This window comes from Streptomyces sp. AK02-01A (assembly GCF_033795305.1).
In the GTDB taxonomy this organism is placed as follows: domain Bacteria; phylum Actinomycetota; class Actinomycetes; order Streptomycetales; family Streptomycetaceae; genus Streptomyces.
The window spans coordinates 226619-251934 of record NZ_JARBAE010000002.1 but is presented as its reverse complement, the minus strand read 5'-3'; the positions used below and the strand labels follow the sequence as shown (position 1 = coordinate 251934).

The window sequence follows — 25316 nt, the reverse complement described above, 5'->3', positions numbered from 1 at the left end:
CGATCGGCCCAGTGACCTGCTGGGCTCCCCGCCGTACAGCGGATGCTCGCTACTCATCCGCCGAGCTGCACCTAGCCGGAGCCGGGCCGTACATCCTGGCCGGAGCGGCGGTGTCTTCTCGCGGAGGCGCCGCCGCTCCGGCGCGCCGGGCCTTCAGAGGTGCGTCTCCCAGGTCACCGTCGTGCCGCGCTCGCCGGTTCCGGACTCTCCGCCGCCCTCGCGCGGCCCGTCGTCCGTGACGACCAGCCTGACCCCGGCGCGGCCGTCGGGCAGTTGCGCCGCCGCGTCGATCCGTACCTCGATCGAGGTCACTCCGGGCCGCCGGTGCGCGGCGGCGAGGGCGCCGCGCAGTGCGGCCAGCAGCCGCCGGGCCGCCGGTTCGCCGACGACCGTGTCCACCGGCCCGTTGAAGCGGACGGAAGGCCGGAAGCCCAGCAGGACCGCCGCGCCGCCGGTCTCGCGCAGCACCTTCCCACGGACGGTCGTCGGAGCGTCGGCCGGAGGCTGCTGGAGCGCGAAGATCGTGGTCCGCACCTCCTGGATGGTGGAGTCCAGTTCGTCGACGGCCCGGCCCAGCAGCACGTTCAGATCCGCCGCGCTCGCGCGCCGCCGGGTCGACTCCAGCATCATCTCGGTGGCGAAGAGCCGCTGGACGACGAGATCGTGCAGATCGCGCGCGATCCGGTCACGGTCCTCGTACACCGCGAGCTGCTCCCGGTCGTGCTGGGAGTCCGCCAGCACGAGCGCGAGCGCGGCCTGCGAGGCGAACTGCGTGGCGAGCAGCCGGTCCGCGTCGGTGTACGGACGGCCTCCGCGCCGGCGTGGCAGTGCGAGCGTGCCGATCAGCTTGCCGCCGCTCTGGAGCGGCAGCATCATGCTCGGCCCGAAGCGCACCCTTACATGCGTGGTCATCCGGGGATCGGTCGCCGAGTCGTCGATGAACACCGGTTCACCGCCGAGCAGTTGGCTCAGCACGGGAGAGCCGGGCTCGATGACGGCGCCGACGATGTCGCCCGGTTCGTCGACGGTGGACGCGGCGTCGACGGTGGACGCGGCGACGATCTCCATCCCGCCCTCCGCGGTGGGCTGGAGCACCACGCCCGCGTAGGCGTCGGCGAGCACCCGGGCCGACTCGGCCACGGTGATCAGCGCTTCGGTGGCGTTCTGCCCGGTCAGCAGGGCGGTGGTGACGGCCGCGGCTCCCTCGATCCAGCGTTCGCGCTGCTGGACCGTCCCGTACAGCCGGGCGTTGGTGATCGCGATGCCCGCCTGTGAGGCCAGCAGAAGCAGCAGGCTCTGGTCCTGCTCGGTGAAGGAACCGGTCCGCTTCTCCGCCAGATAGAGACTGCCGAGGACCTCCGAGCCCACCTGGACCGGGACGCCGAGGAAGGAACGCATCTCGGGATGGCCCGGTGGTATCCCGGCGGACCGGGGGTCGGTCGTCAGATCGTCGAGCCGCAGCGGCCGCGGGTCCTCGGTCAGGACACCGAGGATGCCGGTGTGCCCGTCGGGGAGCCGTCCGATGCGCCGGCGGTCGGTGTCGCTCATACCCGCCGTGAACAGCTCGGTGAAGCGCGCGCTCTCGGGGCCGATCACGCCGAGGGCGCCGTACCGCGCTCCGGTGAGTTCGGTGGCGGTGTCGACAATGTGCTGGAGCGTGGTGCGTACTTCGAGGTCGGTGCCGATACCGAGCACGGCCTCCAGCAGCATGGGCAGCCGGGGCGCCGACGCGGCGTCACCGGTGGGCCCGCGGGCTTCGCCGGCGCCCGAGCTCTCGTCGCTCATCGCGCCGCCCGCCTCGCTCTCAGCGAGTGCCGGCCAGTGGGTTCAGCACCAGCGGCTCGATCTTGCCTTCGAGCATCGCGCCGAGGCCGAGCACGGCGCAGATGTCCGGGCGCTCCGCGATGGCCACTGGCATGCCCGTCGCGTCCCGCAGCATCTGGTCGAGGCCGGGCAGCAGCGCGCTGCCGCCGACCATCGTGATCCCGCGGTCGGCGAGGTCGGCCACCAGATCGGGTGGGCAGTCACGGAGCACTTTGCCGATGCCGTCGATGACGGCGGTGAGCGGACTGTAGATCGCCTTCCGTACGGCGGCGGTGTCCACCAGCACCGTACGCGCGACGCCGGTCGCCACGTCCCGGCCGTGGATCTCGGTCACGGAGGGGCCGTGCGGAGTGAGGCCATTGCCGCTGAGTGCCAGTTGCAGCGGGCGCACGGACTGGCTGGGCAGCATCAGCTCGTGCTGCTGGCGCAGATACTGGATCACCGCGTGGTCGATGGCGTTGCCGCCGACCGGGATGCGCTGTGCGGTGACGATCGATCCCAGCGAGAGCACCGCGACCTGCGTGGTCGCCGCGCCGCACACCATGATCATGGTGGCGGTGGGCTGTTCCACCGGCAGCCCGCAGCCGACGGCGGCGGCGATCAGTGTGTCGACCAGCTCGACCCGGCGCGCGCCCAGGCCGACCAGCGTCTCCACGGCGGCGCGCCGGGCGAGCGGATCGCTGTCGTGCGGCGTGGAGGCGGCGGCGCGGAGCCGGGGTTTGCGGCGGAGCTGGCGCCGGAGTTTGTCACCGAGGAGATGGCGGAGCATCCGCTGAGCCATCTCGATGTCGACGACGGTGCCGCCGCTGACCGGGCGGCACACGCGGATGTAGTCGGGCGTACGGCCGGTCATTCGCTCGGCGAGAGTGCCGACGGCGATGAGCGCACCGGTACGCGTGTTGACAGCGGCGGCGCTCGGCTCGTCGACGACGAGTCCGGCACCCTTCACAAAGACCCGGGTCCTGGCGGCCCCGAGGTCGACGGCGATATGGCAACGGCGCAACTGCTCAAGACTGACGGTCACGGCAGGATCTCCCGAGAACGCTGAAAGTGGTTCACCGGCGGAGGCCGGCCCTGTTCGAATCGTGCGCGGACGAGGACCGCCGCGCGCGTTGGGCTACGCCAGTCGGGCGTTCTCATCTGACGGACCGTTAGAAAGGGCTCTGAGGAAGGTAGGACGGCGGCGCCGCCGGATCCGTGCCGGTCATTCCGGCCGAGGCCGCTGCTCGGACCAGCGCTGGAGCAGCCCCCAGGTGAACTCCGCCACGCCCGGCCGTCCGCCGGGCAGGGTGAACGCCAGCCCGAGCCGGGTCGGCGCCGTGCCCTCCAGCGGACGCGCGGGCGGAAAGGCCCGCGCGACCTCGTCCACGGTGCAGGACCAGGGACGCAGATCCTCGGCCGCGCGCAGCTCCGGGCCCGCCGCGCCGGGAGCCCGGACCAGCCATTCGTTCCAGACGGCTCCGCCGGGCGCGGCCATCACCTCGAAGCGCAGATCTGGCCAGAGCGGTACGGGCCACAGCAGCGCGTCGCACTCCAGATCGCCGACCACCCGCTGGAAGGCCAGCTCCGGTTCGCCGAGGACGGAGCGGTAGCGGGACAGCGACCCGCGGGCCCGCGGCGAGCGCACCATCGACTGCCAGCGGCGATTGGCCTCACGCATCTCGGCCAGTGAGGCGCCCAGTTCGCGCCGGGCCTCGTCGACCAGCTCCGGTTGGTGGTCGGCCATCCGGCGCAGCAGGACGAGCTGGAACTGGAGCGGCCCGAACGGCCCATTGGCGGTCATACCGCCATCCTGCCCGCTCAGCTCCGAGTGGGCTGACACGCGTAGAAGTGAAGATTCCACACAACATCCTCACCGTCTCGGCTATCCGAGGTGTCTCCTCGCCGCATAATCTGCGGGCGCCATGGACTACTGCCCTCAGTGCCGACGGCACCTCAACGGCGCGTTGGCCTGCGCCGGATGCGGCACCCCCGCCGAGGTGCTGCGGCAGCGAACCACACCTCCGCCCGGGTCGCACCACAGCCGCCATCCGGACGACGAGGGCCGGTTCGGCCTGTCCGAGGAGCGGCACGCGGAGCGCGAGGAACGCGAGGAGCGCGAAAACGTACCGGAAGAGGTGTACGAGCTCTCCGGTCATGGCTCAGAACACGGCTCCGACCGGCGCCGTAACGCCTCGCGCCGTACGTCCCGGTCTCGTACGGGACCGCGCAGGGCGCGCCGCAAGCGGGGCCGCAGAGTGCTGATCGGGACGCTCGGAGTGGTGCTCGCCGGGGCCGCGCTGAGCCTGGCCCAACTGGCCGTCGAGGCACCGGGCAAGGGCGGGGCCACCGCGGTCAAGGAGGAGACGCCCGTCGACTTCGAGGGCGGCCCGCGGGACACGGACCGGCCCGTGGCATCCGGCGATCCCGGTCCCGTGGCGTCCTCGGGCCCGGCTGCGAGCGGATCGCCGAGTCCGGGATCGAGCGAGAGTCCGGGCAGCGGCTCCGCGCAGGCTCCGGCGTCGGCCTCCGGTACGCCGAGCGCCGGCGGCACGTCCTCGGCCCGGCCGCAGTCGCCCGCTCCCGACGACTCCACGCCCGGGACCACCGGGCCGCCGGAGCCGACGGACGGGCCCACCTCGGCCCGTCCGACGCCGACCGGTTCCACTCCCGCTGGCGAGGAGCCCGAGCCGGAGCCGACGAAGACCTGCACCACCATTTTCTGGTTCTGTTTCTGATCCGGGCCCGCCGCGTCCGGGACAGCCCTTGGCTACGGCACGGTCTCGCCCAGCATCCGCTTGAGCAGATCGCGCAGGATCCCGCGCTCCTCGTCGGACAGCCCGGCGAGCGGCTCGCGGGCGAAGCCCAGTGAATCCCGCAGCCGGGTGGCCGTCGCGAGGCCCTTCTCGGTGGGCGCGGCGAGCTTGACCCGGCGGTCGGCCGGGTCCGGGCGCCGCTCGGCCAGCTCACGTGCTTCGAGCCGGTCCACTATGCCGGTGACATTGGACGGCTCGCACTTCAGCTTCTGCGCGATCCGGCGCATGGGCATGGGCTCCAGGGAGAGCAGCCCCAGTACGCGCGCCTGGGCGCCCGTCAGGCCGTGCTCCGCCGCGGCCTGCTCGTACTCCTCGTAGTAGCGGGCCACGACGGTGCCGATGAGCTCGACGACCTCAAGGGTCAGGGGATCTATACGTGCGGCGGCCATGCGTACCAGCGTAACGCGTTACTTGACAACGTGAAATATCTAGGAGCATGGTTGTTTCAGATGATGAAGCTTTTCCTTCGTTCACCGTCGGAAAACGGAAAACTGTCTGAGGAGGCTCCGTACATGACCGCACTTCCCGTGTCCGGCCGCGAATGGCATCTCGTCGCCCGTCCCCATGGCTGGCCCGAGCCGACGGATGCCGCTCTGCGTGAGGCGCCGGTGACCGAGCCGGGCGAGGGCCGGATCCTGGTGCGCAATCTGTACTTCTCGGTCGACCCGTACATGCGGGGCCGGATGAACGACGCGAAGTCGTACGCGCCTCCCTTCGAGCTGGACAAGCCGATGGACGGTGGCGCGGTCGGCGAGGTCATCGCCTCGCGCGCCGAGGGCTTCGCCGTCGGCGACCATGTCGTGCACGGTCTGGGCTGGCGCGAGTACGCCGAGCTTCCGGCGGAGCACGCCACCAAGGTGGACGCCGGGCCGGCCCCGCTCTCCGCGTATCTCGGTGTGCTCGGCATGCCAGGTCACACCGCTTACGCGGGCCTGTTCGAGGTCGCCTCCTTCAAGGCGGGCGACGCGGTCTTCGTCTCCGGCGCGGCCGGAGCCGTCGGCAGCCAGGCCGGCCAGTTCGCCAGGATCAAGGGCGCTTCCCGCGTGATCGGCTCGGCGGGCTCCGACGAGAAGGTCAAGCTGCTGGTCGAGGAGTACGGCTTCGACGCCGCGTTCAACTACAAGAACGGCCCGGTCGGGGAGCAGCTCAAGGAGGCGGCGCCCGACGGCATCGACGTCTACTTCGACAATGTCGGCGGCGACCATCTCGAAGCCGCGATCGCCTCGTTCAACCCGCACGGCCGCGCCACGCTCTGCGGCATGATCGCGCAGTACAACAGCACCGAGCCCACTCCGGCCCCGCGCAATCTCGCGCTGACCGTCGGAAAGCGGCTGCGGCTCCAGGGCATGCTGGTGCGCGACCACGCCGCGCTCCGGCCGCGGTTCGTCGAGGACGTCGCGGGCTGGCTCGCCTCCGGTGAGCTCAAGTACCACGAGACCGTGGTCGAAGGTATCGAGAAGGGCTTCGACGCCTTCCTCGGTCTGCTCCGCGGTGAGAACACCGGGAAGATGATCGTCAGCCTTGAGCGTTAGGCTGAGCAGAGACCGTCGCGGTCCGTGGGCGCGAGCCGTGGCGAACAACAGGAGGAACACACTTCATGACCATCCAGAAGATCGACGTCCTCTACACCGCCGTCGCCACCGCGGAGAACGGCCGTGACGGCCGCGTCTCCAGCGACGACGGCAAGCTCGACGTAGTCGTCAACCCGCCCAAGGAGATGGGCGGCAGCGGCGCCGGCACCAACCCGGAGCAGCTTTTCGCCGCCGGTTACAGCGCCTGCTTCCAGGGTGCGCTCGGTGTCGTGGCCCGTCAGGCGAAGGCCGACATCTCCGGCTCGACCGTGACCGCGAAGGTCAGCATCGGCAAGATCGAGGCCGGCGGCTTCGGCCTGGAGGTCGAACTCACAGCCTCCATCCCCAATGTGGACAAGGCGACCGCCAAGGAGCTGCTGGAGAAGGCGCACCAGGTGTGCCCCTACTCCAACGCGACCCGCGGCAACATCAAGGTCGAGCTCTCCGTAGCCTGACCGCACGGCGCCCGGCGAGCGGCGGCCGCGGCACTGAGCGACTCGCTCGGTGCGGTGCCGCCCGCTGAGCACAGCGCCATGGAGCATGGCCGAGGGCCGGACCCGCACGGGTCCGGCCCTCGGTCCTTCCGCCGCCCGGCCGGACCTATCCGGCCGAACCGCTCAGCAGCGCCCGTCCGAGCTGCGCGAACGCGCCCTTGGGATGGTCACGGAACAGCGGTTCCGTACCGAACATCACCACCGGCGTGCCCTGCGCGGACGTGCCGCTGACGATCGACGCCTTGCCCGCCGCGTCCTCGGGACCACCGGAGCCGTCGCTCTTCGCGCGCCAGTGGCCCGAGACGAGCGGATCGGCGATCGCGTACGACTGCTCCGTCCGCACGCCGGGACCGAGGTCGGTGAACCACAGCGGCGAGTAGACAAAGGTGTGCGCCGGAGCGCCGCCGGTGACCGCGCCGCCCGCGTTGGCCACCCGCACCACACCATTGGCGTCGCCGTTTCCGGCCACCGGCTCGGCGGCCAGCAGACCCGCGGCGGTGTTGAAGGCCGCTCCCGTCGGACCAAGCGTGACCAGCCCGGCGCCTCCGGCGAGGAAGCCGTCCAGAGCCGCGCGGGCGGCCGGGTTCAGAGCGCCGTACTGGAGGCCGGAGGAGACGTACAGGACGTCCGCCGCCGTCCAGTCGAAGCCCGCGTTCAGCGTCGCGGTCGACACCGGCAGCACCTCGAAGCCCATCTCGCGCAGCGCGAACTGCTCGCCGGGCGTCACCGCGGCGGCGACGCGTGTGCGGTGCAGCCCGGTCGTTCCCTTCTCCTTCGTGGCGGAGAAGACGACGCCGTAACGGTCGGCGAGGACACCGGCCTGACGCCGCGCCGAGGACGGCACGACCGCCGCGCCGTCCGCCGCCCGCCGGACCTTCACTCCCTGTCCGAGCAGTGAGTTGAGAGCGGCCAGCTCCTTCGGATCGTCGAGCCGCAGCCGCAGATCACCGCGACCGGCCGCCACCGAGCCGGTGGCGGAGGCGGCCAGGACCGTACGGCCGTCGAAGCGCGGGCCGCTGTCCGCCTTCCGTACCGTGTCGACGCTCGCGCCCCACAGCAGCCCGAGGCTCCATCCCGAGATGTCGTACATCGTGGAGACGTCCGCGCTGATGTCACGGCCCTCGGACAGGATCACATTGGCGATGCCGCGCTTGGGCTGGTGCATGTCGACGACATACGACCCGGCCGGATACGACCGTCCCGCGAACCGGAAGGCGGCGCGGGCCTGGCGTACCCGTACATCATTGGCGATGAGATGGTCCACCAGCCGGGCCGCGGCGGTCGCGGAGCGCTGAGCGCCTCCGGCCGGAATGACATAGGCCCGTGGGAAGGACGCGGTGTACACATCCTCGGGACCGATGCCCGGCACTCCCGGCACGGTCTTCTCGGACACCGGCCGCTGCGCCTCGCCCGCCGCGCCGCGCCGGAACGTCTCGATCTGGTCGGCGATCACCGAAGTCCGGTGGTCGAGGGTGTAGTCGAGGGTCGCGCGCATCACCGCGCCCGCGATGTCCGTGTTGATGGCCGCGCGCCTGCGCAGTTCCTCGGCCGGAAGCGTGTCGTAGGAGCGGTTGTTGACGGTCATCGGGAACTCGACCGTGTGCGAGGCGACCGCGCCCTGGAACGGCATGTACTGCGGAGTGAAGATCGGCGGCCAGTCGTCCCAGCCCTCCTGCTGGTCGCGGAACGGAATGACGGGCGGCTCGACACCGTCCTTCGCGGAGGTGTAGCCGAGATCGTTCACCGCCTTCTCCATGCCGAGGGCGTTGGCGTACGCGTTCTTGAGGAAGAGGTCGTATTCGTAGTTCTCGCCGTGCGGCGGAGTCGTCGGCTCGATCAGCGTGCCATTGACATAGCCGTGCAGATCGAGCATGACGGCCGGCTGCTTGTCGATGGCGATCTGCCGGACCGCGCGCGTCTCGGGCTGCGAGGCCGTGATGAAGTCACGGTTGAGATCGAAGCCGTTGGCGTTGGCACGGGTCCCGGCGATCCTGCCGTCCGGATTGGACGTGACATTGAGATAGATCCGGTTCTTGGCGAGCAGGTCCTTGGTCCTGCCGTCCTTCGCCTTCGCCAGCTCCTCGATGAGCCCGAGAGCCGCGTCGGTGCCCTCCCACTCATTGCCGTGGATGTTGTTGTTGATGAACACCGGCGTCTTGTAGGCGGACTTGATCCGGCGGTCCTTGGCGGCCTCGGCCGGAGAGTTCTCGATCAGCTCGCGCATCCGCTCCTGCTCGCCGGCCTCCCGCGCGCTCTCCGGCGCGGTGACGGTGACGAGATACAGCTCATGGCCGCCGGCGGAGCGTCCCGCGACCTCCACACTGACGCGATTGCCCAGCTTCTGGAGGGCGTTGAGCCGTGGTGCGAGCGCATGGTACGGAGCCAGACCGAGCTTGATCGACTTGTCGGCGGCGTTCTCGGGAGGCGCTTCGAGGACCGTACGACGCGGATAGCCGCCGTCCTTGCGCAGAGCCGGTCCCGGTGTCCCGAGCGCGGCGAGTGCGGTGACGGCGGAGATCCGGCCGGCCGGCGGAAGAGCGGCGGCCGGGGCGCCGCTCTCCCGGACATGGTGCGGGCGCGAATCGTCGCGGCCGGGAACGGCGGATGCGGGGAGCGGGACGAGCAGCAGGCCACCAGCCGTGACGGCGGTCGCGAGCAGGACGGGTCTGGGTATCCCCATGCGTCTGAGCCTCCGGTCTTTCGGAATTGATCGGAAGTGATCGGTACGGGGGGTCTAGCAGGTTGCGGCCTCTGGCTTCAAGAGGTCCTCGAACACTGCCGGTAGGGTGAACGCCATGCGTGATCTCGGGGTGGGCTTCGGCTACTTGTTGAAGGGCCAGCGCTGGGTCGCCGGCCATGGCCGGTGGTTCGGATTCGGGCTGTTGCCCGGTCTGGTGACCCTGGTGCTGTACGCGGGAGCGCTCATCGGCCTCGCCTACGGCGCCGACGACCTGACGGCCTGGGCGACACCTTTCGCCGACGACTGGTCCTCGCCCTGGCTCGGTCTCTTCCGCGGTTTCCTCACCGTCCTGCTCTTCGCGCTCGGGCTGTTCCTCGCGGTGGTCACCTTCACCGCCGTGACCCTGCTGGTCGGCCAGCCCTTCTACGAGTCGCTCTCGGAGGCGGTCGACCGCGCGGAAGGCGGCGAGGTCCCCGAGTCCGGGCTGCCGTTCTGGCGCGAGCTGTGGATCTCCGCCCGGGACAGCCTGCGGATCCTGGTCAGAGTGGCGCTGTACGGCGTGGTGCTCTTCGCGCTCGGTTTCATTCCGGTCGTCGGACAGACCGTCGTCCCGGTGATCGGCTTCTGCGTGTCCGGCTTCTTCCTGGCGGAGGAGCTGACGGCGGTGGCGCTCCAGCGGCGCGGGATCGCTCTGAAGGAACGTCTCGTACTGCTCCGCGGCCGGCGGATGCTCACACTGGGCTTCGGTGTTCCGCTCACGCTCGCCTTTCTCGTCCCGCTGGTGGCGGTCTTCCTGATGCCGGGCGCGGTGGCGGGCGCGACGCTGATGGCCCGTGATCTGACGGCGCCGCCGGAGGACGAGCCGGACCGACCGGTCGACGGCGGCCATGACGCCGGGACGACACTCTCCCTCGGTACGGTCCCGAAGCCGGGCCCGGGCCGGCGTTCCGAGAGCCCGGGCACCGGCTCCCGGTGACTTCCGGCCGGGGCCGCCGCGTCCGGCGGCCCCGGTTCTCAGGAGGCTCGGCTTCTCAGGAGGCCTCGGCCGCCACCTTGATGATCGTCCGGAGCTGCTCGATGATGTCCAGCCGGTTCTGTACGAACTCCGGATCCGTCACGGTCCCGGTCGCCGGATCGGTGTTGCCCGCTCCGAACTGCAGCACCGGAGTGTGCACATGGCCGCCCGGGATGTCCCGGCCCAGCCGGTCGCGCAGCAGGGTCGCCCGATAGGCGATCTCGTTGGACAGATAGTCCCCGCCGCCTCCGGCGCGGGCCGCCGAACCGGCGGTCGGTCCGTCCGGCCGTACCACCGGAGCCGTGGCGCCGGCCGGGATCTCCGTCACCGAGGTGTTGTCGTACACCGGGAAACGGCCGGTGTCCGCCGCCACGATCGCCTGGTACGGCAGACTGGTCGTCGTCCACTGCGGCTGGGACGCCGGATCGGTCACCGGGACGAGCCCGGTCTCCGAGACATTCTCGTTGTCTCCGAAACCGCCGCGCCAGGCGCCGTTGAAGCGCTCGACATCGATCCTGCCGACCCGGCCCTGGCTGACCGTCGTGAACAGATCGGCCTCCGACAGCGGTCCACGCAGGGCCCGTTCGACGGTGCCGTCGGCGAAGTCCTGCCAGCGGACCGGGAAGACGGCGGTCTCGATACGAGCGGGACCGTCGGCCGTCCTGATCACCGTGCCGTCCAGCGCCAGCGCCGTCGCTCCGGACGGATTGCTGATCCGGATGTCGCTGTCCAGTGTGAACGGGTCGAAGCCCGTCACCACGATCCGCTTGACTCCGCGGTCGTGGCCGCCTTTCCGCGCCGGGAACGTCAGCGAGTCCTGGCCTCGGGACGAGCGCTCCAGCGTCCCGAGCAGACGGGTCCGCGCGGCCTCGGACAGCCTGAACTCCGGCTGCCACTGCCGGAGTTCACGAGTGAGCGCGAGACGCGCCCAGTAGAGCGGCCGGTCGTCGTCCCGGCTCAGATCGCCGCGCGCGGGACCACGGCCCTGCGCGCGGTCCACCGCCCGCTGCCACAGACGCGTTCCCTGCCGGGCGACGGCCCGCTCGGCTTCGGCGTACGAGTCCGCGCCGCGCAGCGCGCGTACGAAGTCCGGCGCCACCTCGTCGAAGCCGCTGCGCCGCAGGATCTCCCGCGGCACGGCCCCGTCGAGGCGCTGCTCCTCGACGGTGAACGACGCCGAGGCGGGCGCCTGTTGGGCGGCGGCGGACGGCGGTGGCACGGCGAGAGTAAGGGCGGCGGAGGTGAGCAGGACGACACCGAGCAAGTCGGGGCGTACACGTATTCGGCTCATGGGCCTCATGAGTCTCACGGGAGTCCTTCCGTCGGATGGCGGAAGTATCGCCTCCGGAGCGGTCGATGACCATGGCGCCTGTCCCGCGACCCGGACGCGCGGACGGCCGTGGTCCGGCACCGGTCAGGCGGAAGGCCCGGGGCCGCCCGCGCGCAACAGCGTGAGAAAGTCCCGGAACGCCGCGGACATGTCCACCGATTCCGGGTCCAGCAGCCACTGGTACTGGAGTCCGTCCATCACCGCGGTGAGCAGCGGCGCGGCCTGTTCCGGCGTGAGGCCGCCGGGCAGCCGGTCGCCGAACTCGTCGCGCAGGACCGCCGTCATCTCGCCACGGACCTGGTCGTAGCGGTGCGCGAAGAAGTCCCTGGCCGGGTGTTCTTCCGTGACGCTCTCGCCGAGCAGCGCCGAGAAGGTCTGGACGACTCCGGGACGCATCGCGTTGTAGTCCACGAGCGAGGTCAGCAGCTCCAGCCGCCAGCCCCGCCGGCCACGGCCTCCGCCGCCGGTGTCCCACTGGTCGCGGTCCTCCAGGACGGCGACGAGCAGCGCCTCCTTGCTGGGGAAGTAGTGGAGAAGTCCCTGCTGGGTGAGGCCGACCCGCTCGGCCACCGCGCCCAGCGTCGTGCCCCGGTAGCCGCGCTCGGCGATCACTTCGAGGCTGGCGCGGAGAATGTCCGCCCGCCGCTCCTCGCTTCTGGCTCTCGCCATCGGCCCCGTCCTTCCCTTCGCCGCCGACAGGACCGTACGCCATATCAATATCACGAAAAAGTAACGAAGCCTACCTGTCTACAGATTTTCCGGCCGGTATGTAATCATCGGCGGGAACGTCAACGAGGACGAGGAGGGACCGCCGTGGCAGGCGCACCCGTCACCCAGGCCGATCAGGAACGCCACGCGGCCGTCGAGGCGGCGCTCGGCACACTGGATCTGGACGCCAAGGCCCGGCTGCTGGCCGGACAGGACATGTGGTCGCTGCCCGGGCTTCCCGAGATCGGGCTGGCGTCGCTGGTCATGTCCGACGGCCCGATCGGCGTCCGCGGAATCCGCTGGACCGCCGACGACCCGTCCATCGCCCTGCCGTCACCGACCGCGCTCGCCGCCTGCTGGGATCCGGAGCTGGCCCGCCGCGCCGGCCGGCTGCTCGCCCAGGAGGCCCGCCGCAAGGGAGTGCATGTCCTGCTGGCGCCGACCGTCAATCTGCACCGCTCACCGCTCGGCGGCCGGCACTTCGAGGCGTACAGCGAAGACCCGTATCTCACCGGCGAGATCGGCACCGGCTATGTCCTCGGCGTCCAGGACGGCGGAGTCGGCACCACCGTCAAGCACTTCGTCGGCAACGACGCCGAGACCGACCGCTTCACCGTCGACAACATCATCGCTCCGCGCCCGCTGCGCGAGCTGTATCTCGCGCCCTTCGAGGCCATCGTCGCCAACGCCCACCCGTGGGGCATCATGGCCGCGTACAACCAGGTCAACGGCTCGACGATGACCGAACACCGCTATCTCCAGAACGAGGTCCTGCGCGGCGAGTGGGGCTTCGACGGCTCCATCGTCTCGGACTGGCTGGCCGCGCGCTCCACCACCGGCGCGCTGCTCGGCGGCCTCGATGTCGCGATGCCCGGCCCGCGCACCGTGTACGGCGAGGCGCTCGCCGCCGCCGTCCGGGCCGGCGAGGTGGAGGAGTCCGCCGTCGACGAGGCCGTACGCCATGTGCTGCGGCTGGCCGCTCGCGTCGGCATCCTGGACGGCGCGCCGGCCGCCGTCACGCGGCTGCCCGCGCCCGTCGACGGCGCGGCCCTCGCCCGCGAGGTGGCCCGCCGCTCCTTCGTCCTGGTACGCAACGAGGTGCGCGGCGAGCGTCCCGTCCTTCCGATCGCCCCGGCCAGGACCGGCACCATCGCGCTCATCGGCGCCGCGGCCCGCGACGCCAGGGTCCTCGGCGGCGGCTCCGCGGTGGTCTTCCCCGACCACATCGTCTCGCCGCTGGACGGCCTCAGCGCCGCGCTCGCCGGATCCGGCCTCGCCGAGTCCGACCTGGCCGCGGGCGCTCTGACCTACTCCATCGGCGCCGACCCGAGCGGTGAACTCGCCGCCGCCGACAAGGGGTTCACGCTCAGCGCCGTCTGCCGCGCCGAGGACGGACGTGTCCTCGGGACCGCCACGGTGCCCGGCGGCCGGGTGCAGTGGGCCGGCGGTGACCTGCCCGACGGAGTCACCCACGACGAGCTGCACACCGTCGAGCTGACCGGCCACTTCACGCCTCGGGAGAGCGGCGAGCACACCTTCGGCACCCGCGGTCTCGGTGGCTTCGTCCTCACCGTCGGCGGCGAGGTCCTCTTCGACGGCGGCCAGGAACCCGGCACCTCCTCCGACCCGTTCGAAGCGTTCTTCGGCGCCCCGGTGGAGCGCGCCCGCGCCGAACTCACGGCGGGAGAGCGGGTCGAGATCTCCCTGCTGCACACCGTGTACAAGATCACGGACGCTCCGATCGGCGCCGTCGCCTTCTCACTGCTTCACCTCGGCCCGCGGTACGACCCGGACGAGCTGATCGCGGAGGCGGTCGAGGCCGCTCGCACCGCGGGCACCGCGGTCGTCGTGGTCGCCACCACCGAGGCCGTCGAGTCCGAGGGCTTCGACCGCGAGAATCTGCGGCTTCCGGGACGCCAGGACGATCTCGTACGGGCCGTCGCCGCCGTCAACCCGAACACCGTCGTGGTCGTCAACACCGGCTCACCGGTGGAGCTGCCGTGGCGCGACGATGTGGCGGCGGTGCTGCTGAGCTGGTTCCCGGGCCAGGAGGGCGGCGCGGCCCTGGCCGATGTCCTGCTCGGCGAGGCCGAGCCGGGCGGCCGGCTGCCGACCACCTGGCCGGCCGTCCTGGCGGACGCGCCGGTCTCGGACACCACTCCGGCCGACGGCGAACTCCACTACACCGAGGGCGTGTTCATCGGCTACCGGGCCTGGGAACGGGCCGGCACCGAACCGGCGTATCCCTTCGGACACGGTCTCGGCTACACCGACTGGGAGTACGAGACGATCGCGGCCACCACCACCGAGGCCAGGGTGCGGCTGCGCAACACCGGTGTCCGAGGCGGCCGCGAGGTCGTGCAGATCTATCTGGCCCCGGTGGCCGATCCGGCCCAGGACCCGGACACCGTGGAGCGGCCGGCGCGCTGGCTGGCCGGTTTCGCCTCGGCCGAGGCGGCGCCGGGCGAGACGGTCGAGGTATGCGTCCCGCTGCGCCGCCGGTCCTTCGAGATCTGGGACGAACGGTCCGGCTCCTGGTCGTTCGTCCCCGGTTCGTACAAGGTCCAGGCCGCCCACTCCGTCACCGACCGCCGGCTGAGCGCCACGGTGGACGCGCGGGCGTAGCGCGCGGACGGACAGAAACGTACGGCCCCGGGGCGGAACCTGACGCCGCCCAGGGGCCGTACTGCGCTATCTGACGGCGAAGCCGACCTCCGCTATCTGACGGCGAAGCCGTACGTCGTCGTCGAGGTGTACACCTCACCGGGCCGCAGCACCGTGCTCGGGAAGTCCGGGCGGTTCGGCGAGTCCGGGAAGTGCTGGGTCTCCAGCGCGATGCCCTCGCCCGGACCGTACGGCTTCCCGTCGAAATGGTCGCCGGTGTAGAGCTGCATGCCCGGCTCCGTCGTCGTCACCGTCAGCAGCCGGCCCGACTCCGGGTCGTACAGCTCGGCCACCGGCCGCTCCGCGTCCGGCCCGAACTCGTCCAGCACGAAGTTGTGGTCGTAGCCAAGAGCCACCGGGCGCGGCGCGCGGAAGTCGAAGCGCGTGCCGTCGACCGGCATCAGCTCTCCGGTCGGCACACCGGCGCCGTCCACCGGAGTGATCCGGCCGGCCGCGATCCGCAGTTCGTGCCCGGTCGCGGTGCCGCTGCCCGCGCCGCCCAGGTTCCAGTACGTGTGATTCGTCAGATTGACAGGCGTCGGAGCGTCCGTCACCGCGCGGTAGTCGATCCGCAGCGCGCCGTCCGCCTCCAGCGTGTACGTCGCCGAGACCTCGACCCGGCCCGGGAAGCCCTCCTCGCCGTCCGCGCTGATCCGCGACAGCCGCACTCCGTGGTCGCCGTCCTGCTCCGCGTGCCACACCCGCCGGTCGAAGCCCTGCTCACCGCCGTGCAGACTGTTCGGCCCGTCATTGCGCGCGAGCCGGTGCGTCCGCCCGTCCAGAGTGAAGGCGGCGCCCGCGATGCGATTGGCGTAACGGCCGACCAGCGCGCCGAAGTACGGTCCGCGCGAGCCGAGGTAGCCCGCGACATCGGGGAAGCCGAGCGCCACATTCGCGATGCCGCCGTTCCGGTCGGGCACCTCCACCGACTGCACGACTCCGCCGTACGTCAGCAGTCGTACCCGGGACTCGGCCCGTTCGAGGGTCCAGCGGTGGACGGGCGTACCCTCGGCGGTCGCACCGACGCGTTCGGTGTTCATGACAGTCACATAAGTACCCTACGCCGGACCGCTCCCGCGCCGGGTCAGGACGGCGGCCGCGCCGCGGTGACGTTGCGGTACGCGATCTCCGCCAGCCGGCCCTGTCCGTTCTTGCTCGGATGGAACCAGTCCCAGTGGCTGAGCTGGGCACCGGTGAACCGGTAGTCGAAGACCGCTCCGCCGTCGTAGCGGCAGCGCCGGTCCTTGGCGCACACGTCCTTCAGCACGCCGTTGTACGCCACGACCCGGTCGTACACCAGGGCCCGCCGGCTCTGCGCGCGCTTGCTCATGTCCTGCGAGTTGCCCAGCATCGTGGCGCAGATGCCCAGCTTCCAGATCTGCCGGCCCAGCGGATTGCCGCGGCCGGTCGACCAGAGCCGTTTGAGATCCGGCACGCTCGACACATACACCTGCGCTCTCGGTGCTCCGGCGCGCAGCCGGCGCATCGACAGCTCGAAAGACGTACGGAAGTCGGCCACCGGCGTCATCTGTTTGGCTGAGTCCTGGCAGGCGTCATTCGCGCCGACCATGACCGTGACCAGTTCGGGTCCGCGCCGCGCCGCCTGGATCATCTGGCCGGGCAGATCCGACATCCGGGCCCCGGACACCGCGAGGTTCCAACTGTGCTCCGTCACCGCCGGTGCGCCCAGCAGCCGCAACGCGAGGCTGCGCACCTCGCTGTCCGTACCGGTCGACCAGGACACCTCCGGGCAGTCCGCGAGGACGACACAGGCGTCGAAGCCACGGGTGATCGAGTCACCGACCGCCGCCACCGAGGCCGGACTGCGGTTCCAGACAGGCGTGGGGCGCGGCGAAGGACTGGCGCGCTTCGTCGCGTCCGAGGCCGGACCGAGGACATCGCAGCCGGTCAGCGCGGAGCCGCCGGCGAGCACCGCCGCCGTCAGCGCCGCGACGCCCAGGCGCGAGCGACGGCCGTGAGCCCGGCTCCGGCTCCAGCTCCGACGGCTCTCCCGCATCACGGCCCTTCCCCGTTGGCGTCCTCAGGCATCCGGCGGCGTCCCGGCGAGTGAAAGCTTCGCGCATATCGGGGCCGGGACCGACGGTACGTCACCCCGGGCCCCCCGCCGCACGGTAGCTTTTGCCACGTCGAACCAGAGGTGCCTGATCTCTCGGCTCCGGTAAATTACATCACGTCACATGCTGTCCCTTTTGCGGAGTTTTACTCCCGATGCTGTTTACTGAGGCCGCTGGGAAAGGCGAACCTCGTCCCACACTGGAGGTCCCGGTGACGACACGTGGAGTTCTGTACGTTCACTCCGCACCGCGCGCGATGTGTCCCCACGTCGAATGGGCGGTGGCGGGCGTTCTCGGCCTGCGCGTCCAGCTCGACTGGATCAGACAGCCGGCCTCGCCCGGCACCTGGAGAGCCGAGGTGTCCTGGAAGGGACAGCCGGGCACCGCGTCCAAGCTCGCCTCGGCCCTGCGCGGCTGGCAGATGCTGCGCTTCGAAGTGACCGCGGAGCCCTGTCCCACCGCAGAGGGCGAGCGCTACAGCGCCACACCTGACCTGGGCATCTTCCATGCCGTCACCGGAATGCACGGCGACATCCTCGTGCCCGAGGACCGGCTGCGCGCCGCACTCGCACGCTCCCGGCAGGGCGAGACCCAGTTGGAGGAAGAGGTCGCCAAGCTGCTCGGCAAGCCGTGGGACGACGAGCTGGAGCCCTTCCGCTACGCGGGCGAGGGCGCGCCTGTCCGCTGGTTGCACCAGGTCGTGTGAGCGCGTCCGGCCACGCCGTCCTACCGTGGTCCCCATGGCTGATCAACTCACAGTAGCTGTCCTCGGCACCGGCATCATGGGCTCCGCGATGGCCCGTAACCTCTGCCGCGCGGGACTCGACGTCCGCGTCTGGAACCGCACCCCGGAAAAGGCCGAAGCCCTCACCTCCGACGGCGCCCGGGTCGCCCAGACCCCGGCCGAGGCCGTCACCGGCGCCGATGTCGTCCTCACCATGCTGTACGACGGGCCGGCCGCACTGGAGGCCATGACGGCCGCCGGTCCCGGTCTGCGTCCCGGAGCCATCTGGGTCCAGTCGACGACCGCCGGCGTCGAGGGCCTCGCCCAACTGGCCGATCTCGCCCGTCAGCAGGGACTCGTCTTCATCGACGCGCCCGTACTCGGTACGAAGGGGCCTGCCGAGAGCGGCGAGCTCCTGGTACTGGCCGCGGGCCCGGAGGAGGCGCGGCCCACGCTCGATCCCGTCTTCGACGCCATCGGCCGGCGCACGGTCTGGCTCGACGAGGACGGCAGCACGGCGGCCGCCACCCGTCTCAAGCTCGTCTGCAACAGCTGGGTCCTGGTGCTCACCCATGGCACGGCCGAGGCCGTCTCCCTGGCCAAGGGGCTGGGTGTCGACCCGCGGTACTTCCTGGAGGCCATGTCAGGCCCGCTGGACAACGGCTATATGCGCGTCAAGGCCGCCGCGATCCTCAACGACGACTACGCCCCGGCGTTCTCGGTCACCACGGCGGGCAAGGACGCCCGTCTGATCGTCCAGGCCGCCGACGCCGCCGGCGTACACCTGGACCTCGCGGCAGCGGGCGCGGAGCGCTTCCGCCGGGCCGAGGCCCAGGGCCACGGCGACGAGGACATGGTGGCGACCTACTTCGCCAGCTTCGACAACTGACGGCCCGGCGCCGCGGACGGACGATGCCGGGCCCGCCGAACGGCTCAGGCCCGGCCTCTTTCGAGGGACCGGGCCTGAGCCGTGCGAAGCGCCGGAATCAGATCGTGCGGAGTGCCAGGACGACGTTGTGGCCGCCGAAGCCGAACGAGTTGTTGATCGCCGAGATCGTGCCGCTCGGGAGCGCGCGGGGCTCGCCGCGTACGACATCCGCGTCGACCTCTTCGTCGAGGTCGTCGATGTTGATGGTCGGCGGGGCCGTGCGGTGGTGGAGCGCGAGGACCGTGGCCACGGTCTCGATACCGCCCGCGCCGCCCAGCAGATGGCCCGTCATCGACTTCGTGCCGGAGACGGCGACATGGTCCAGGTCGTCGCCCAGGACCCGGCGCAGCGCCTTGATCTCGGCGACGTCGCCCTGCGGCGTGGACGTGGCGTGCGCGTTGAGGTGCATGACCTCGGACGGCTTGAGGTCGGTCGAGTCCAGCAGGTTCTGGAGCGCCTTGGCGATGCCGCGCCCGGTGGGCTCGGGCTGGGCGATGTGGTGCGCGTCCGAGGAGATGCCCTGGCCGAGCACCTCGCAGTAGACCCGCGCGCCGCGCGCCGCCGCGTGCTCCGCCGACTCCAGGATGACGATGCCCGCGCCCTCGCCGAGGACGAAGCCGTCACGCGCCTTGTCGTACGGGCGGGAGGCCCTGGTGGGCTCGTCGTTGTTCTTGGACATCGCCATCATGTTGGCGAACGCCGCGATGGGCAGCGGATGGATGGCCGCTTCCGTACCGCCGGCGACGACCACGTCGGCGCGTCCGGTGCGGATCATCTCGACGGCGTAGCCGACGGCCTCGGCGCCCGACGCGCAGGCGGAGACCGGAGTGTGCACGCCCGCGCGGGCGCCCACCTCCAGGCTGACATTGGCGGAGGGGCCGTTCGGCATCAGCATCGGCACGGTGTGCGGGGAGACGCGGCGTTCGCCCTTCTCCTTCAGCACGTCGTACTGGTCGAGCAGGGTGGTCACGCCGCCGATACCGGAGGCGATCACGGTTCCGAGCCGGTCCGCGTCGACGGAGGCGTCTTCGCCGGCCTTGCCGGTGTAACCCGCGTCCGCCCAGGCCTCCCTGGCCGCGATCAGCGCGAACTGCGCAGAGCGGTCAAGCCTGCGGGCGAGCGGACGGGGCAGTACATCGCCCGGGTCGACCGCCGCGACGGCGGCGATACGGACCGGCAGACTGGCGAAGCGTTCGCCCACCAGGGGCCGGACGCCGGAGCGGCCCGCGAGAAGGCCTTCCCAGGTCGATGCGCTGTCGCCACCCAGTGGTGTGGTTGCGCCGATACCGGTGACGACCACGGTGCGATTGGTCGAGCTCACTGGAATTCTTTCTCCACGTGTAGAGGGTGCTGAATTTATACGGCGCCACCACCGGGTGGCGTCAGCCGCGCGACCTGCGTCAGGCCTGGTGGTCCGCGATGTACGAGGCGGCGTCACCGACGGTCTTCAGGTTCTTGACGTCGTCGTCCGGGATCTTGACGTCGAAGCGCTCTTCGGCGGCGACGACGACCTCGACCATGGACAGCGAGTCGACGTCCAGGTCATCGGTGAAGGACTTGTCCAGCTTGACGTCCTCGACCGGGATACCGGCGATCTCGTTCACGATCTCGGCGAGACCGGAGACGATCTCTTCCAGGGTGGCGGCCATGTGGGCGCTCCTTCGATAGTCAGCAGAGGGATATATCGGAACACGATCCGGAAGATCCGGAGTGCCTAGGGGAGGGTAACGACCGTCGCGGCGTAGACGAGACCCGCCCCGAAGCCGATGACGAGCGCGGTGTCGCCGCTCTTCGCCTGTCCGGTCGCCAGAAGCCGCTCCATCGCGAGCGGAATCGAGGCGGCCGAAGTGTTGCCGGTGGTTTCCACGTCACGGGCGACCGTGACGCTCTCCGGCAGCTTCAGAGTCTTCACCATCGAGTCGATGATCCGCATATTGGCCTGGTGCGGAATGAAGACGTCCAGGTCGTCCGAGCTGATCCCGGCCGCGTCCAGCGCCTGCTGGGCGACCTTCGCCATCTCGAAGACGGCCCACCGGAAGACGGCCTGGCCTTCCTGGGTGATGGCCGGGAACTTCGCCACCGTGCCGTCGCGGTAATCGTCCCACGGCACGGTCTGCTTGATGGTGTCGGCCTTGTCGCCCTCGGAGCCCCAGACGGTCGGGCCGATCATCGGCTCCTTGGCGGGACCGACGACGACCGCGCCCGCGCCGTCGCCGAAGAGGAAGGCCGTCGCGCGGTCCTCCAGATCGGTCAGATCGGAGAGCCGCTCCACGCCGATCACCAGGACGTACTCGGCCGAGCCCTCGACGATCATGCCCTTGGCCAGGGTCAGTCCATAGCCGAAGCCGGCGCAGCCCGCGGAGATGTCGAAGGCGGCCGGCCTGCCGGCGCCGATCTTGTCCGCGATCTCGGTCGCGATGGCCGGGGTCTGCTTGAAGTGCGAGACGGTGGAGACGATCACGGCGCCGATCTGCTCGGGCGTGACCCCGGCGTCGGCGATCGCCTTGCCGGAGGCCTCGATGGACATCGCGGCGACCGTCTCCTCCGGAGAGGCCCAGTGCCGGGTCGCGATTCCGGAGCGGGAGCGGATCCACTCGTCGGACGAGTCGATCGTTTCGAGGATCACCTCGTTGGGCACGACACGGGTCGGACGGTACCCGCCGACGCCCATGATGCGTGCGTACGGGGCGCCCTTGCTGGGCTTGATCTTCGACATGCTCTCTGGCTCCTATTCAGCCGTGGAGGAGTGCTCGGCGATCAGGGCGCGGGCCGCGTCGAGGTCGTCGGGGGTTTTGAGTGCCAGGGTCTTCACGCCGGGCATGGCGCGCTTGGCGAGACCGGTCAGGGTGCCACCGGGGCTCAGCTCGATCAGCGCGGTCGCGCCCCGCTGGACGAAGGTTTCCATGCACAGGTCCCAGCGGACCGGGTTGGCGACCTGTCCGACCAGGCGTGTCAGGACTCCGGAGCCGGTGGCGACGGCCTGGCCGTCCTTGTTCGAGACGTACGGTACGGCCGGGTCGGCGGCGTCGAGCGACCGGGCGGCCGCTTCCAGCGTCTCGACCGCGGGCGCCATGTGCCGCGTGTGGAACGCGCCGGCGACCTTGAGCGCCACCACGCGGCGTACGCCCTCCGGCTTCTCGGCCTCCAGCACGGCGAGCTCTTCGAGCGTGCCGGCGGCCACGATCTGGCCGGCGCCGTTCACATTCGCCGGAGTCAGACCGAGCTTCTCCAGATACGCGAAGGTGGTCTCGGGGTCGCCGCCCAGCAGCGCCGACATGCCCGTCCTGGTGGTGGCGGCGGCCTCGGCCATCGCCAGCCCGCGGGTCCGTACGAGCCGCATGGCCGCGTCGTCCGTGAACACTCCGGCCAGCGCGGTGGCGGCCAGTTCGCCGACACTGTGCCCGGCCACGACGCCGACGTCCCGGACCACGTCCCCGATGGCGGGGAAGAGTTGACGGGCCGACAGCAGGGCGGCCGCCACCAGCAGCGGCTGGGCGACCGCGGTGTCACGGATCTCGTCCGCGTCGGCCTTCGTGCCGTAGTGGACCAGGTCCAGGTCGAGGGCGGCCGACCAGGCCCGCAGCCGGTCTTCGGCGCCGGGAAGATCGAGCCAGGGAGTCAGGAAGCCGGGCGTCTGAGCGCCTTGGCCGGGAGCGACGAGTACGAGCACCCTCACACTCTCTCTTGGGGACGGTCCTCACCGCCCGTGGGGACAGGGACGAAGAACCATCAGGGGAATTGTTGGAGTACGACAAAAGTCTAGGACTGGGGATCCCCGTCGGCCAGACGCCCGAGGATCAGAGCGATCCGCAGCGTGAACGCGGACCGTACGTCCGAGGGTGACCAGCCGGTGACGTCAGTCACACGTCGGAGCCGGTATCGCACGGTGTTGGGGTGAACGAAGAGCATCCGCGCCGCGCCTTCGAGGCTGCTCGCCTGTTCAAGATAGACACTCAGAGTCTCCAGCAGCGCGGAACCCGCTTCTTCCAGCGGTCTGTAGATCTCCTCCACCAACTGGTCACGTGCGGAAGGGTCCGAGGCGATGGCGCGCTCCGGCAGCAGGTCGTCCGCCAGGACCGGGCGCGGCGCGTCCTGCCAGGCGAAACACGCCTTCAGTCCGGCGGCCGCGGCCTGCGCCGACCTGGTGGCGGCCAGCAGATCGGGCACCACGGGGCCCGCGACGACGGGTCCCGCGGCATAGGGACCGATCAGTGCCTTGGCGACCTGGAGCGGGTTGTCGCTGCCGCCCGCGATCACCACCAGCCTGTCGCCGAGGACGCCGGTGAGGACCTGGAGTTTCGCGTGCCGGGCGGCCCGGCGGATGGCCTCGACGGTCAGTTCGCTGTCCCCGTCCGGGGCGGTGCCGAGCAGCACACAGACATGCTCGGGTGAGTTCCAGCCGAGCGCCGCGGCCCGCGAGACGGCGCCCTCGTCGGCCTCGCCGGAGAGCACGGCGTTCACCACGAGGGACTCCAGCCGGGCGTCCCACGCGCCGCGCGCCTCGGCGGCCTGCGCGTAGACCTGCGCGGTCGCGAAGGCGATCTCACGGGCGTAGACGAGCAGCGCCTCGCGGAGTATCGCCTCGTCGCCAGGCGCCGCGACCTCCTCGATGGCCGCTTCCATGACCTCGATCGTGGTCCGCACCATCTCCACCGTCTGGCGCAGCGTGATCGCCCGCGTCAGCTCGCGCGGGGCCGTGCCGAAGACATCGGTGGAGATGGCCTGCGAGGTCTCCGGATGGCGGAACCATTCTGTGAACGCGGCGATACCGGCCTGTGCGACCAGCCCGATCCAGGAACGGTTCTCCGGCGGCATCGCGCGATACCACGGGAGCGTCCCGTCCATGCGTGCGATGGCGTTGGCGGCGAGCCGTCCCGAGGACTGCTCCAGCCGACGCAGCGTCGCGGGATGAGGATGGGGTTCGTTCGCGGGTTCTGGCACGGGGACAAGACTGCCTTATCGGGTCGGGTGCCTGTGGTGCCGGGGCTACGGTGGACCTGTGATTCTCGTACGCGACGCGGCGGAGCGTTACCACGGCGGCGATGCCTCCGCCGGGATCGAGTCCCTGCACGCCTTCTCCTTCGGGCGCTTCTACGACCCCGGGAACCTCCGCTTCGGCGCGGTCCTCGCCTGCAACGAGGAGCGGCTCGCGCCGGGCGCCGGGTTCGGTGAACATCCGCACAGCCATACGGAGATCGTCACCTGGGTCGTCGAGGGCGAGCTCACACACCGCGACTCGGCGGGGCACGCCACGGTCGTCAGGGCCGGCGACGTCCAGCGGCTCAGCTCGGCCGGCGGCGTGCGGCATGTGGAGCGCAACGACGGCGACCGGCCCCTGGTCTTCGTACAGATGTGGCTGGCGCCACTGGAGCCGGGCGGCGAGCCCGCGTACGACATCGTGCGCGGCATCGCCGACTCCACGCCGTACGCCGTGCCCGCGGCCGGGGCGATGCTGCATGTGCGGCGCCTCGGAGCGGGCGAGCGGGCCGCCGTGCCCGACGCGCCCCATGTGTATGTCCACGCGGTCCGCGGCGCGGTACGCCTCGGCGGCGCGGAACTGGGGCCGGGCGACTCGGCGCGCGTCACGGACGCCGAGGGACTGGAGCTGGCCGCGGGCCCGGCGGCGGAGGTGCTGCTCTGGGAGATGTCGGGCTGAGCCCCGCCCCGGCCCGGCGGCGGTCAGCGGGCGGAGTCCCGGCGCAGCTCCGCGAGGACGGCGTCGGTGAAGGGCGGCCAGGCGTCGACGGCCCAGGAGCCGAAGGCCCGGTCGGACAGCGCCACACACGCCGCCCCGGCGTCCGGGTCGACCCACAGGAACGTACCGGACTGGCCGAAGTGGCCGAAGGTGCGCGGCGAGGACGAACCGCCCGTCCAGTGCGGTGACTTGGTGTCCCGGATCTCGAAGCCCAGACCCCAGTCGTTGTTCCTCTGGTGGCCGTAGCCGGGCAGGACACCGGACAGCCCGGGGTGCACCACCGTCATCGCCTCCAGCACGGTGCGCGCGTCGAGCAGCCGTGGTGCCTGGAGTTCGGCGGCGAACCGCACCAGATCGTCCACGGTCGAGACGCCGTCTCTGGCCGGCGAGCCCTCCAGGGATGTGGAGGACATGCCCAGCGGTTCGAGCACGGCCTCGCGGAGATAGTCGGCGAACGGGATCTCGGTGGCCTTGGCGACATGGTCGGCGAGCGCCTCGAACCCCGCGTTGGAGTAGAGCCTGCGGGTGCCCGGCGCACTGGTCGCGCGGTGTTCGTCGAAGGCCAGACCGCTGGTGTGCGCGAGCAGATGACGGACCGTGGAGCCCTCGGGCCCGGCCGGCTCGTCCAGCTCGACCGCGCCCTCCTCGTACGCCACCAGCACCGCGTACGCGGTGAGCGGCTTGGTCACGGAGGCGAGCGGAAACCGGTGTGATGTGGGGCCGTGTGACCCGGCGACCGTGCCGTCCACTCGTACGACGGCGGCCGCGGCGGTTGTCGCCGGCCAGTTCTCGATCAGCGCCAGGCTCTGCATG

General features: G+C 71.0%; 23 protein-coding genes. 8 read left to right on the top strand and 15 right to left on the bottom strand.

The window, feature by feature from the left end; translation table 11 throughout:
- Positions 1-153: 153 nt before the first annotated feature.
- The 3 genes from PV679_RS03550 to PV679_RS03540 all read right to left on the bottom strand — a co-directional run bounded on the left by PV679_RS03550 (position 154) and on the right by PV679_RS03540 (position 3607).
- On the bottom strand, positions 154-1785 hold the full coding sequence (locus tag PV679_RS03550) for a GAF domain-containing protein (protein ID WP_319678723.1): 1632 nt from the start codon (positions 1783-1785) through the stop codon (positions 154-156).
- Between the two features lie 19 nt (positions 1786-1804).
- Complete coding sequence (locus tag PV679_RS03545; protein ID WP_319678722.1) at positions 1805-2848, bottom strand: rod shape-determining protein; 1044 nt, start codon at positions 2846-2848, stop codon at positions 1805-1807.
- Positions 2849-3028: 180 nt separating this feature from the next.
- Complete coding sequence (locus PV679_RS03540; RefSeq protein ID WP_319678721.1) at positions 3029-3607, bottom strand: hypothetical protein; 579 nt, start codon at positions 3605-3607, stop codon at positions 3029-3031.
- A 121-nt stretch (positions 3608-3728) separates the two neighbouring features.
- Here PV679_RS03540 and PV679_RS03535 point away from each other — a divergent pair, with 121 nt between their 5' ends.
- The gene (locus PV679_RS03535) at positions 3729-4541 is read left to right on the top strand and encodes a hypothetical protein (RefSeq protein WP_319678720.1); all 813 of its coding nucleotides are present in this window, start codon (positions 3729-3731) and stop codon (positions 4539-4541) included.
- Between the two features lie 32 nt (positions 4542-4573).
- On the opposite strand, the gene PV679_RS03530 is transcribed toward PV679_RS03535, so the two are convergent.
- Complete coding sequence (locus tag PV679_RS03530; protein WP_319678719.1) at positions 4574-5008, bottom strand: MarR family winged helix-turn-helix transcriptional regulator; 435 nt, start codon at positions 5006-5008, stop codon at positions 4574-4576.
- Between the two features lie 123 nt (positions 5009-5131).
- On the opposite strand from PV679_RS03530, the gene PV679_RS03525 reads away from it, so the two are divergent.
- Positions 5132-6151, top strand: coding sequence for an NADP-dependent oxidoreductase (locus tag PV679_RS03525; RefSeq protein ID WP_319678718.1), 1020 nt, complete (start codon positions 5132-5134; stop codon positions 6149-6151).
- A gap of 65 nt (positions 6152-6216) precedes the next feature.
- Positions 6217-6645 (top strand): organic hydroperoxide resistance protein, encoded by a 429-nt coding sequence (locus PV679_RS03520; protein WP_319678717.1) that lies wholly within the window; start codon positions 6217-6219, stop codon positions 6643-6645.
- Between the two features lie 145 nt (positions 6646-6790).
- On the opposite strand, the gene PV679_RS03515 is transcribed toward PV679_RS03520, so the two are convergent.
- Positions 6791-9364 (bottom strand): M14 family zinc carboxypeptidase, encoded by a 2574-nt coding sequence (locus PV679_RS03515; protein ID WP_319678716.1) that lies wholly within the window; start codon positions 9362-9364, stop codon positions 6791-6793.
- A 115-nt stretch (positions 9365-9479) separates the two neighbouring features.
- On the opposite strand from PV679_RS03515, the gene PV679_RS03510 reads away from it, so the two are divergent.
- A complete protein-coding gene (locus PV679_RS03510; protein WP_319678715.1) occupies positions 9480-10340 on the top strand; it encodes an EI24 domain-containing protein in 861 nt (286 codons plus the stop codon).
- Between the two features lie 55 nt (positions 10341-10395).
- Here PV679_RS03510 and PV679_RS03505 read toward each other — a convergent pair whose 3' ends face one another.
- Positions 10396-11670: a pyroglutamyl peptidase gene (locus tag PV679_RS03505; protein ID WP_319678714.1), complete on the bottom strand. Its 1275-nt coding sequence runs from the start codon at positions 11668-11670 to the stop codon at positions 10396-10398.
- A 123-nt stretch (positions 11671-11793) separates the two neighbouring features.
- A complete protein-coding gene (locus PV679_RS03500; protein ID WP_319678713.1) occupies positions 11794-12378 on the bottom strand; it encodes a TetR/AcrR family transcriptional regulator in 585 nt (194 codons plus the stop codon).
- Positions 12379-12522: 144 nt separating this feature from the next.
- On the opposite strand from PV679_RS03500, the gene PV679_RS03495 reads away from it, so the two are divergent.
- Positions 12523-15042, top strand: coding sequence for a glycoside hydrolase family 3 protein (locus tag PV679_RS03495; protein WP_319678712.1), 2520 nt, complete (start codon positions 12523-12525; stop codon positions 15040-15042).
- Between the two features lie 92 nt (positions 15043-15134).
- On the opposite strand, the gene PV679_RS03490 is transcribed toward PV679_RS03495, so the two are convergent.
- Positions 15135-16121 (bottom strand): aldose epimerase family protein, encoded by a 987-nt coding sequence (locus PV679_RS03490; protein WP_319678751.1) that lies wholly within the window; start codon positions 16119-16121, stop codon positions 15135-15137.
- A gap of 44 nt (positions 16122-16165) precedes the next feature.
- Positions 16166-17098 (bottom strand): SGNH/GDSL hydrolase family protein, encoded by a 933-nt coding sequence (locus PV679_RS03485; RefSeq protein WP_319678711.1) that lies wholly within the window; start codon positions 17096-17098, stop codon positions 16166-16168.
- Between the two features lie 269 nt (positions 17099-17367).
- Here PV679_RS03485 and PV679_RS03480 point away from each other — a divergent pair, with 269 nt between their 5' ends.
- The gene (locus PV679_RS03480; protein ID WP_319678710.1) at positions 17368-17862 is read left to right on the top strand and encodes a DUF3145 domain-containing protein; all 495 of its coding nucleotides are present in this window, start codon (positions 17368-17370) and stop codon (positions 17860-17862) included.
- A 34-nt stretch (positions 17863-17896) separates the two neighbouring features.
- Positions 17897-18769 (top strand): NAD(P)-dependent oxidoreductase, encoded by an 873-nt coding sequence (locus PV679_RS03475; protein ID WP_319678709.1) that lies wholly within the window; start codon positions 17897-17899, stop codon positions 18767-18769.
- 97 nt (positions 18770-18866) lie between these two features.
- On the opposite strand, the gene fabF is transcribed toward PV679_RS03475, so the two are convergent.
- From fabF to PV679_RS03450, 5 genes are all read right to left on the bottom strand, one after another.
- Positions 18867-20129 carry a beta-ketoacyl-ACP synthase II gene (gene fabF, locus PV679_RS03470; RefSeq protein WP_319678708.1) on the bottom strand — a complete coding sequence of 421 codons (1263 nt, stop codon included), beginning with the start codon at positions 20127-20129 and terminating at the stop codon, positions 18867-18869.
- A 79-nt stretch (positions 20130-20208) separates the two neighbouring features.
- Positions 20209-20457: an acyl carrier protein gene (locus PV679_RS03465; RefSeq protein WP_319678707.1), complete on the bottom strand. Its 249-nt coding sequence runs from the start codon at positions 20455-20457 to the stop codon at positions 20209-20211.
- A 65-nt stretch (positions 20458-20522) separates the two neighbouring features.
- The gene (locus PV679_RS03460) at positions 20523-21524 is read right to left on the bottom strand and encodes a ketoacyl-ACP synthase III (RefSeq protein WP_319678706.1); all 1002 of its coding nucleotides are present in this window, start codon (positions 21522-21524) and stop codon (positions 20523-20525) included.
- A 12-nt stretch (positions 21525-21536) separates the two neighbouring features.
- Entirely contained in the window at positions 21537-22478 is a 942-nt protein-coding gene (locus PV679_RS03455; RefSeq protein ID WP_319678705.1) for an ACP S-malonyltransferase, read from the bottom strand.
- 89 nt (positions 22479-22567) lie between these two features.
- A complete protein-coding gene (locus tag PV679_RS03450) occupies positions 22568-23749 on the bottom strand; it encodes a helix-turn-helix domain-containing protein (protein WP_319678704.1) in 1182 nt (393 codons plus the stop codon).
- A 61-nt stretch (positions 23750-23810) separates the two neighbouring features.
- Here PV679_RS03450 and PV679_RS03445 point away from each other — a divergent pair, with 61 nt between their 5' ends.
- Complete coding sequence (locus PV679_RS03445; protein WP_416069652.1) at positions 23811-24464, top strand: pirin family protein; 654 nt, start codon at positions 23811-23813, stop codon at positions 24462-24464.
- Between the two features lie 23 nt (positions 24465-24487).
- Here the strand turns inward: PV679_RS03445 and PV679_RS03440 are convergent, their stop codons facing one another.
- Complete coding sequence (locus PV679_RS03440; protein WP_319678702.1) at positions 24488-25315, bottom strand: serine hydrolase domain-containing protein; 828 nt, start codon at positions 25313-25315, stop codon at positions 24488-24490.
- Between the last annotated feature and the right edge of the window lies 1 nt (position 25316).

Excerpts from the sequence above, each read along its gene's own strand:
- PV679_RS03550 (WP_319678723.1), bottom strand. The coding sequence starts at position 1,785 with ATGAGCGACGAGAGCTCGGGCGCCGGCGAAGCCCGCGGGCCCACCGGT.
- PV679_RS03540 (WP_319678721.1), bottom strand. The coding sequence starts at position 3,607 with ATGACCGCCAATGGGCCGTTCGGGCCGCTCCAGTTCCAGCTCGTCCTG.
- PV679_RS03535 (WP_319678720.1), top strand. The coding sequence starts at position 3,729 with ATGGACTACTGCCCTCAGTGCCGACGGCACCTCAACGGCGCGTTGGCC.
- PV679_RS03530 (WP_319678719.1), bottom strand. The coding sequence starts at position 5,008 with ATGGCCGCCGCACGTATAGATCCCCTGACCCTTGAGGTCGTCGAGCTC.
- PV679_RS03525 (WP_319678718.1), top strand. The coding sequence starts at position 5,132 with ATGACCGCACTTCCCGTGTCCGGCCGCGAATGGCATCTCGTCGCCCGT.
- PV679_RS03520 (WP_319678717.1), top strand. The coding sequence starts at position 6,217 with ATGACCATCCAGAAGATCGACGTCCTCTACACCGCCGTCGCCACCGCG.
- PV679_RS03515 (WP_319678716.1), bottom strand. The coding sequence starts at position 9,364 with ATGGGGATACCCAGACCCGTCCTGCTCGCGACCGCCGTCACGGCTGGT.
- PV679_RS03510 (WP_319678715.1), top strand. The coding sequence starts at position 9,480 with ATGCGTGATCTCGGGGTGGGCTTCGGCTACTTGTTGAAGGGCCAGCGC.
- PV679_RS03505 (WP_319678714.1), bottom strand. The coding sequence starts at position 11,670 with ATGAGCCGAATACGTGTACGCCCCGACTTGCTCGGTGTCGTCCTGCTC.
- PV679_RS03500 (WP_319678713.1), bottom strand. The coding sequence starts at position 12,378 with ATGGCGAGAGCCAGAAGCGAGGAGCGGCGGGCGGACATTCTCCGCGCC.
- PV679_RS03490 (WP_319678751.1), bottom strand. The coding sequence starts at position 16,121 with ATGAACACCGAACGCGTCGGTGCGACCGCCGAGGGTACGCCCGTCCAC.
- PV679_RS03485 (WP_319678711.1), bottom strand. The coding sequence starts at position 17,098 with ATGCGGGAGAGCCGTCGGAGCTGGAGCCGGAGCCGGGCTCACGGCCGT.
- PV679_RS03475 (WP_319678709.1), top strand. The coding sequence starts at position 17,897 with ATGGCTGATCAACTCACAGTAGCTGTCCTCGGCACCGGCATCATGGGC.
- PV679_RS03465 (WP_319678707.1), bottom strand. The coding sequence starts at position 20,457 with ATGGCCGCCACCCTGGAAGAGATCGTCTCCGGTCTCGCCGAGATCGTG.
- PV679_RS03460 (WP_319678706.1), bottom strand. The coding sequence starts at position 21,524 with ATGTCGAAGATCAAGCCCAGCAAGGGCGCCCCGTACGCACGCATCATG.
- PV679_RS03440 (WP_319678702.1), bottom strand. The coding sequence starts at position 25,315 with ATGCAGAGCCTGGCGCTGATCGAGAACTGGCCGGCGACAACCGCCGCG.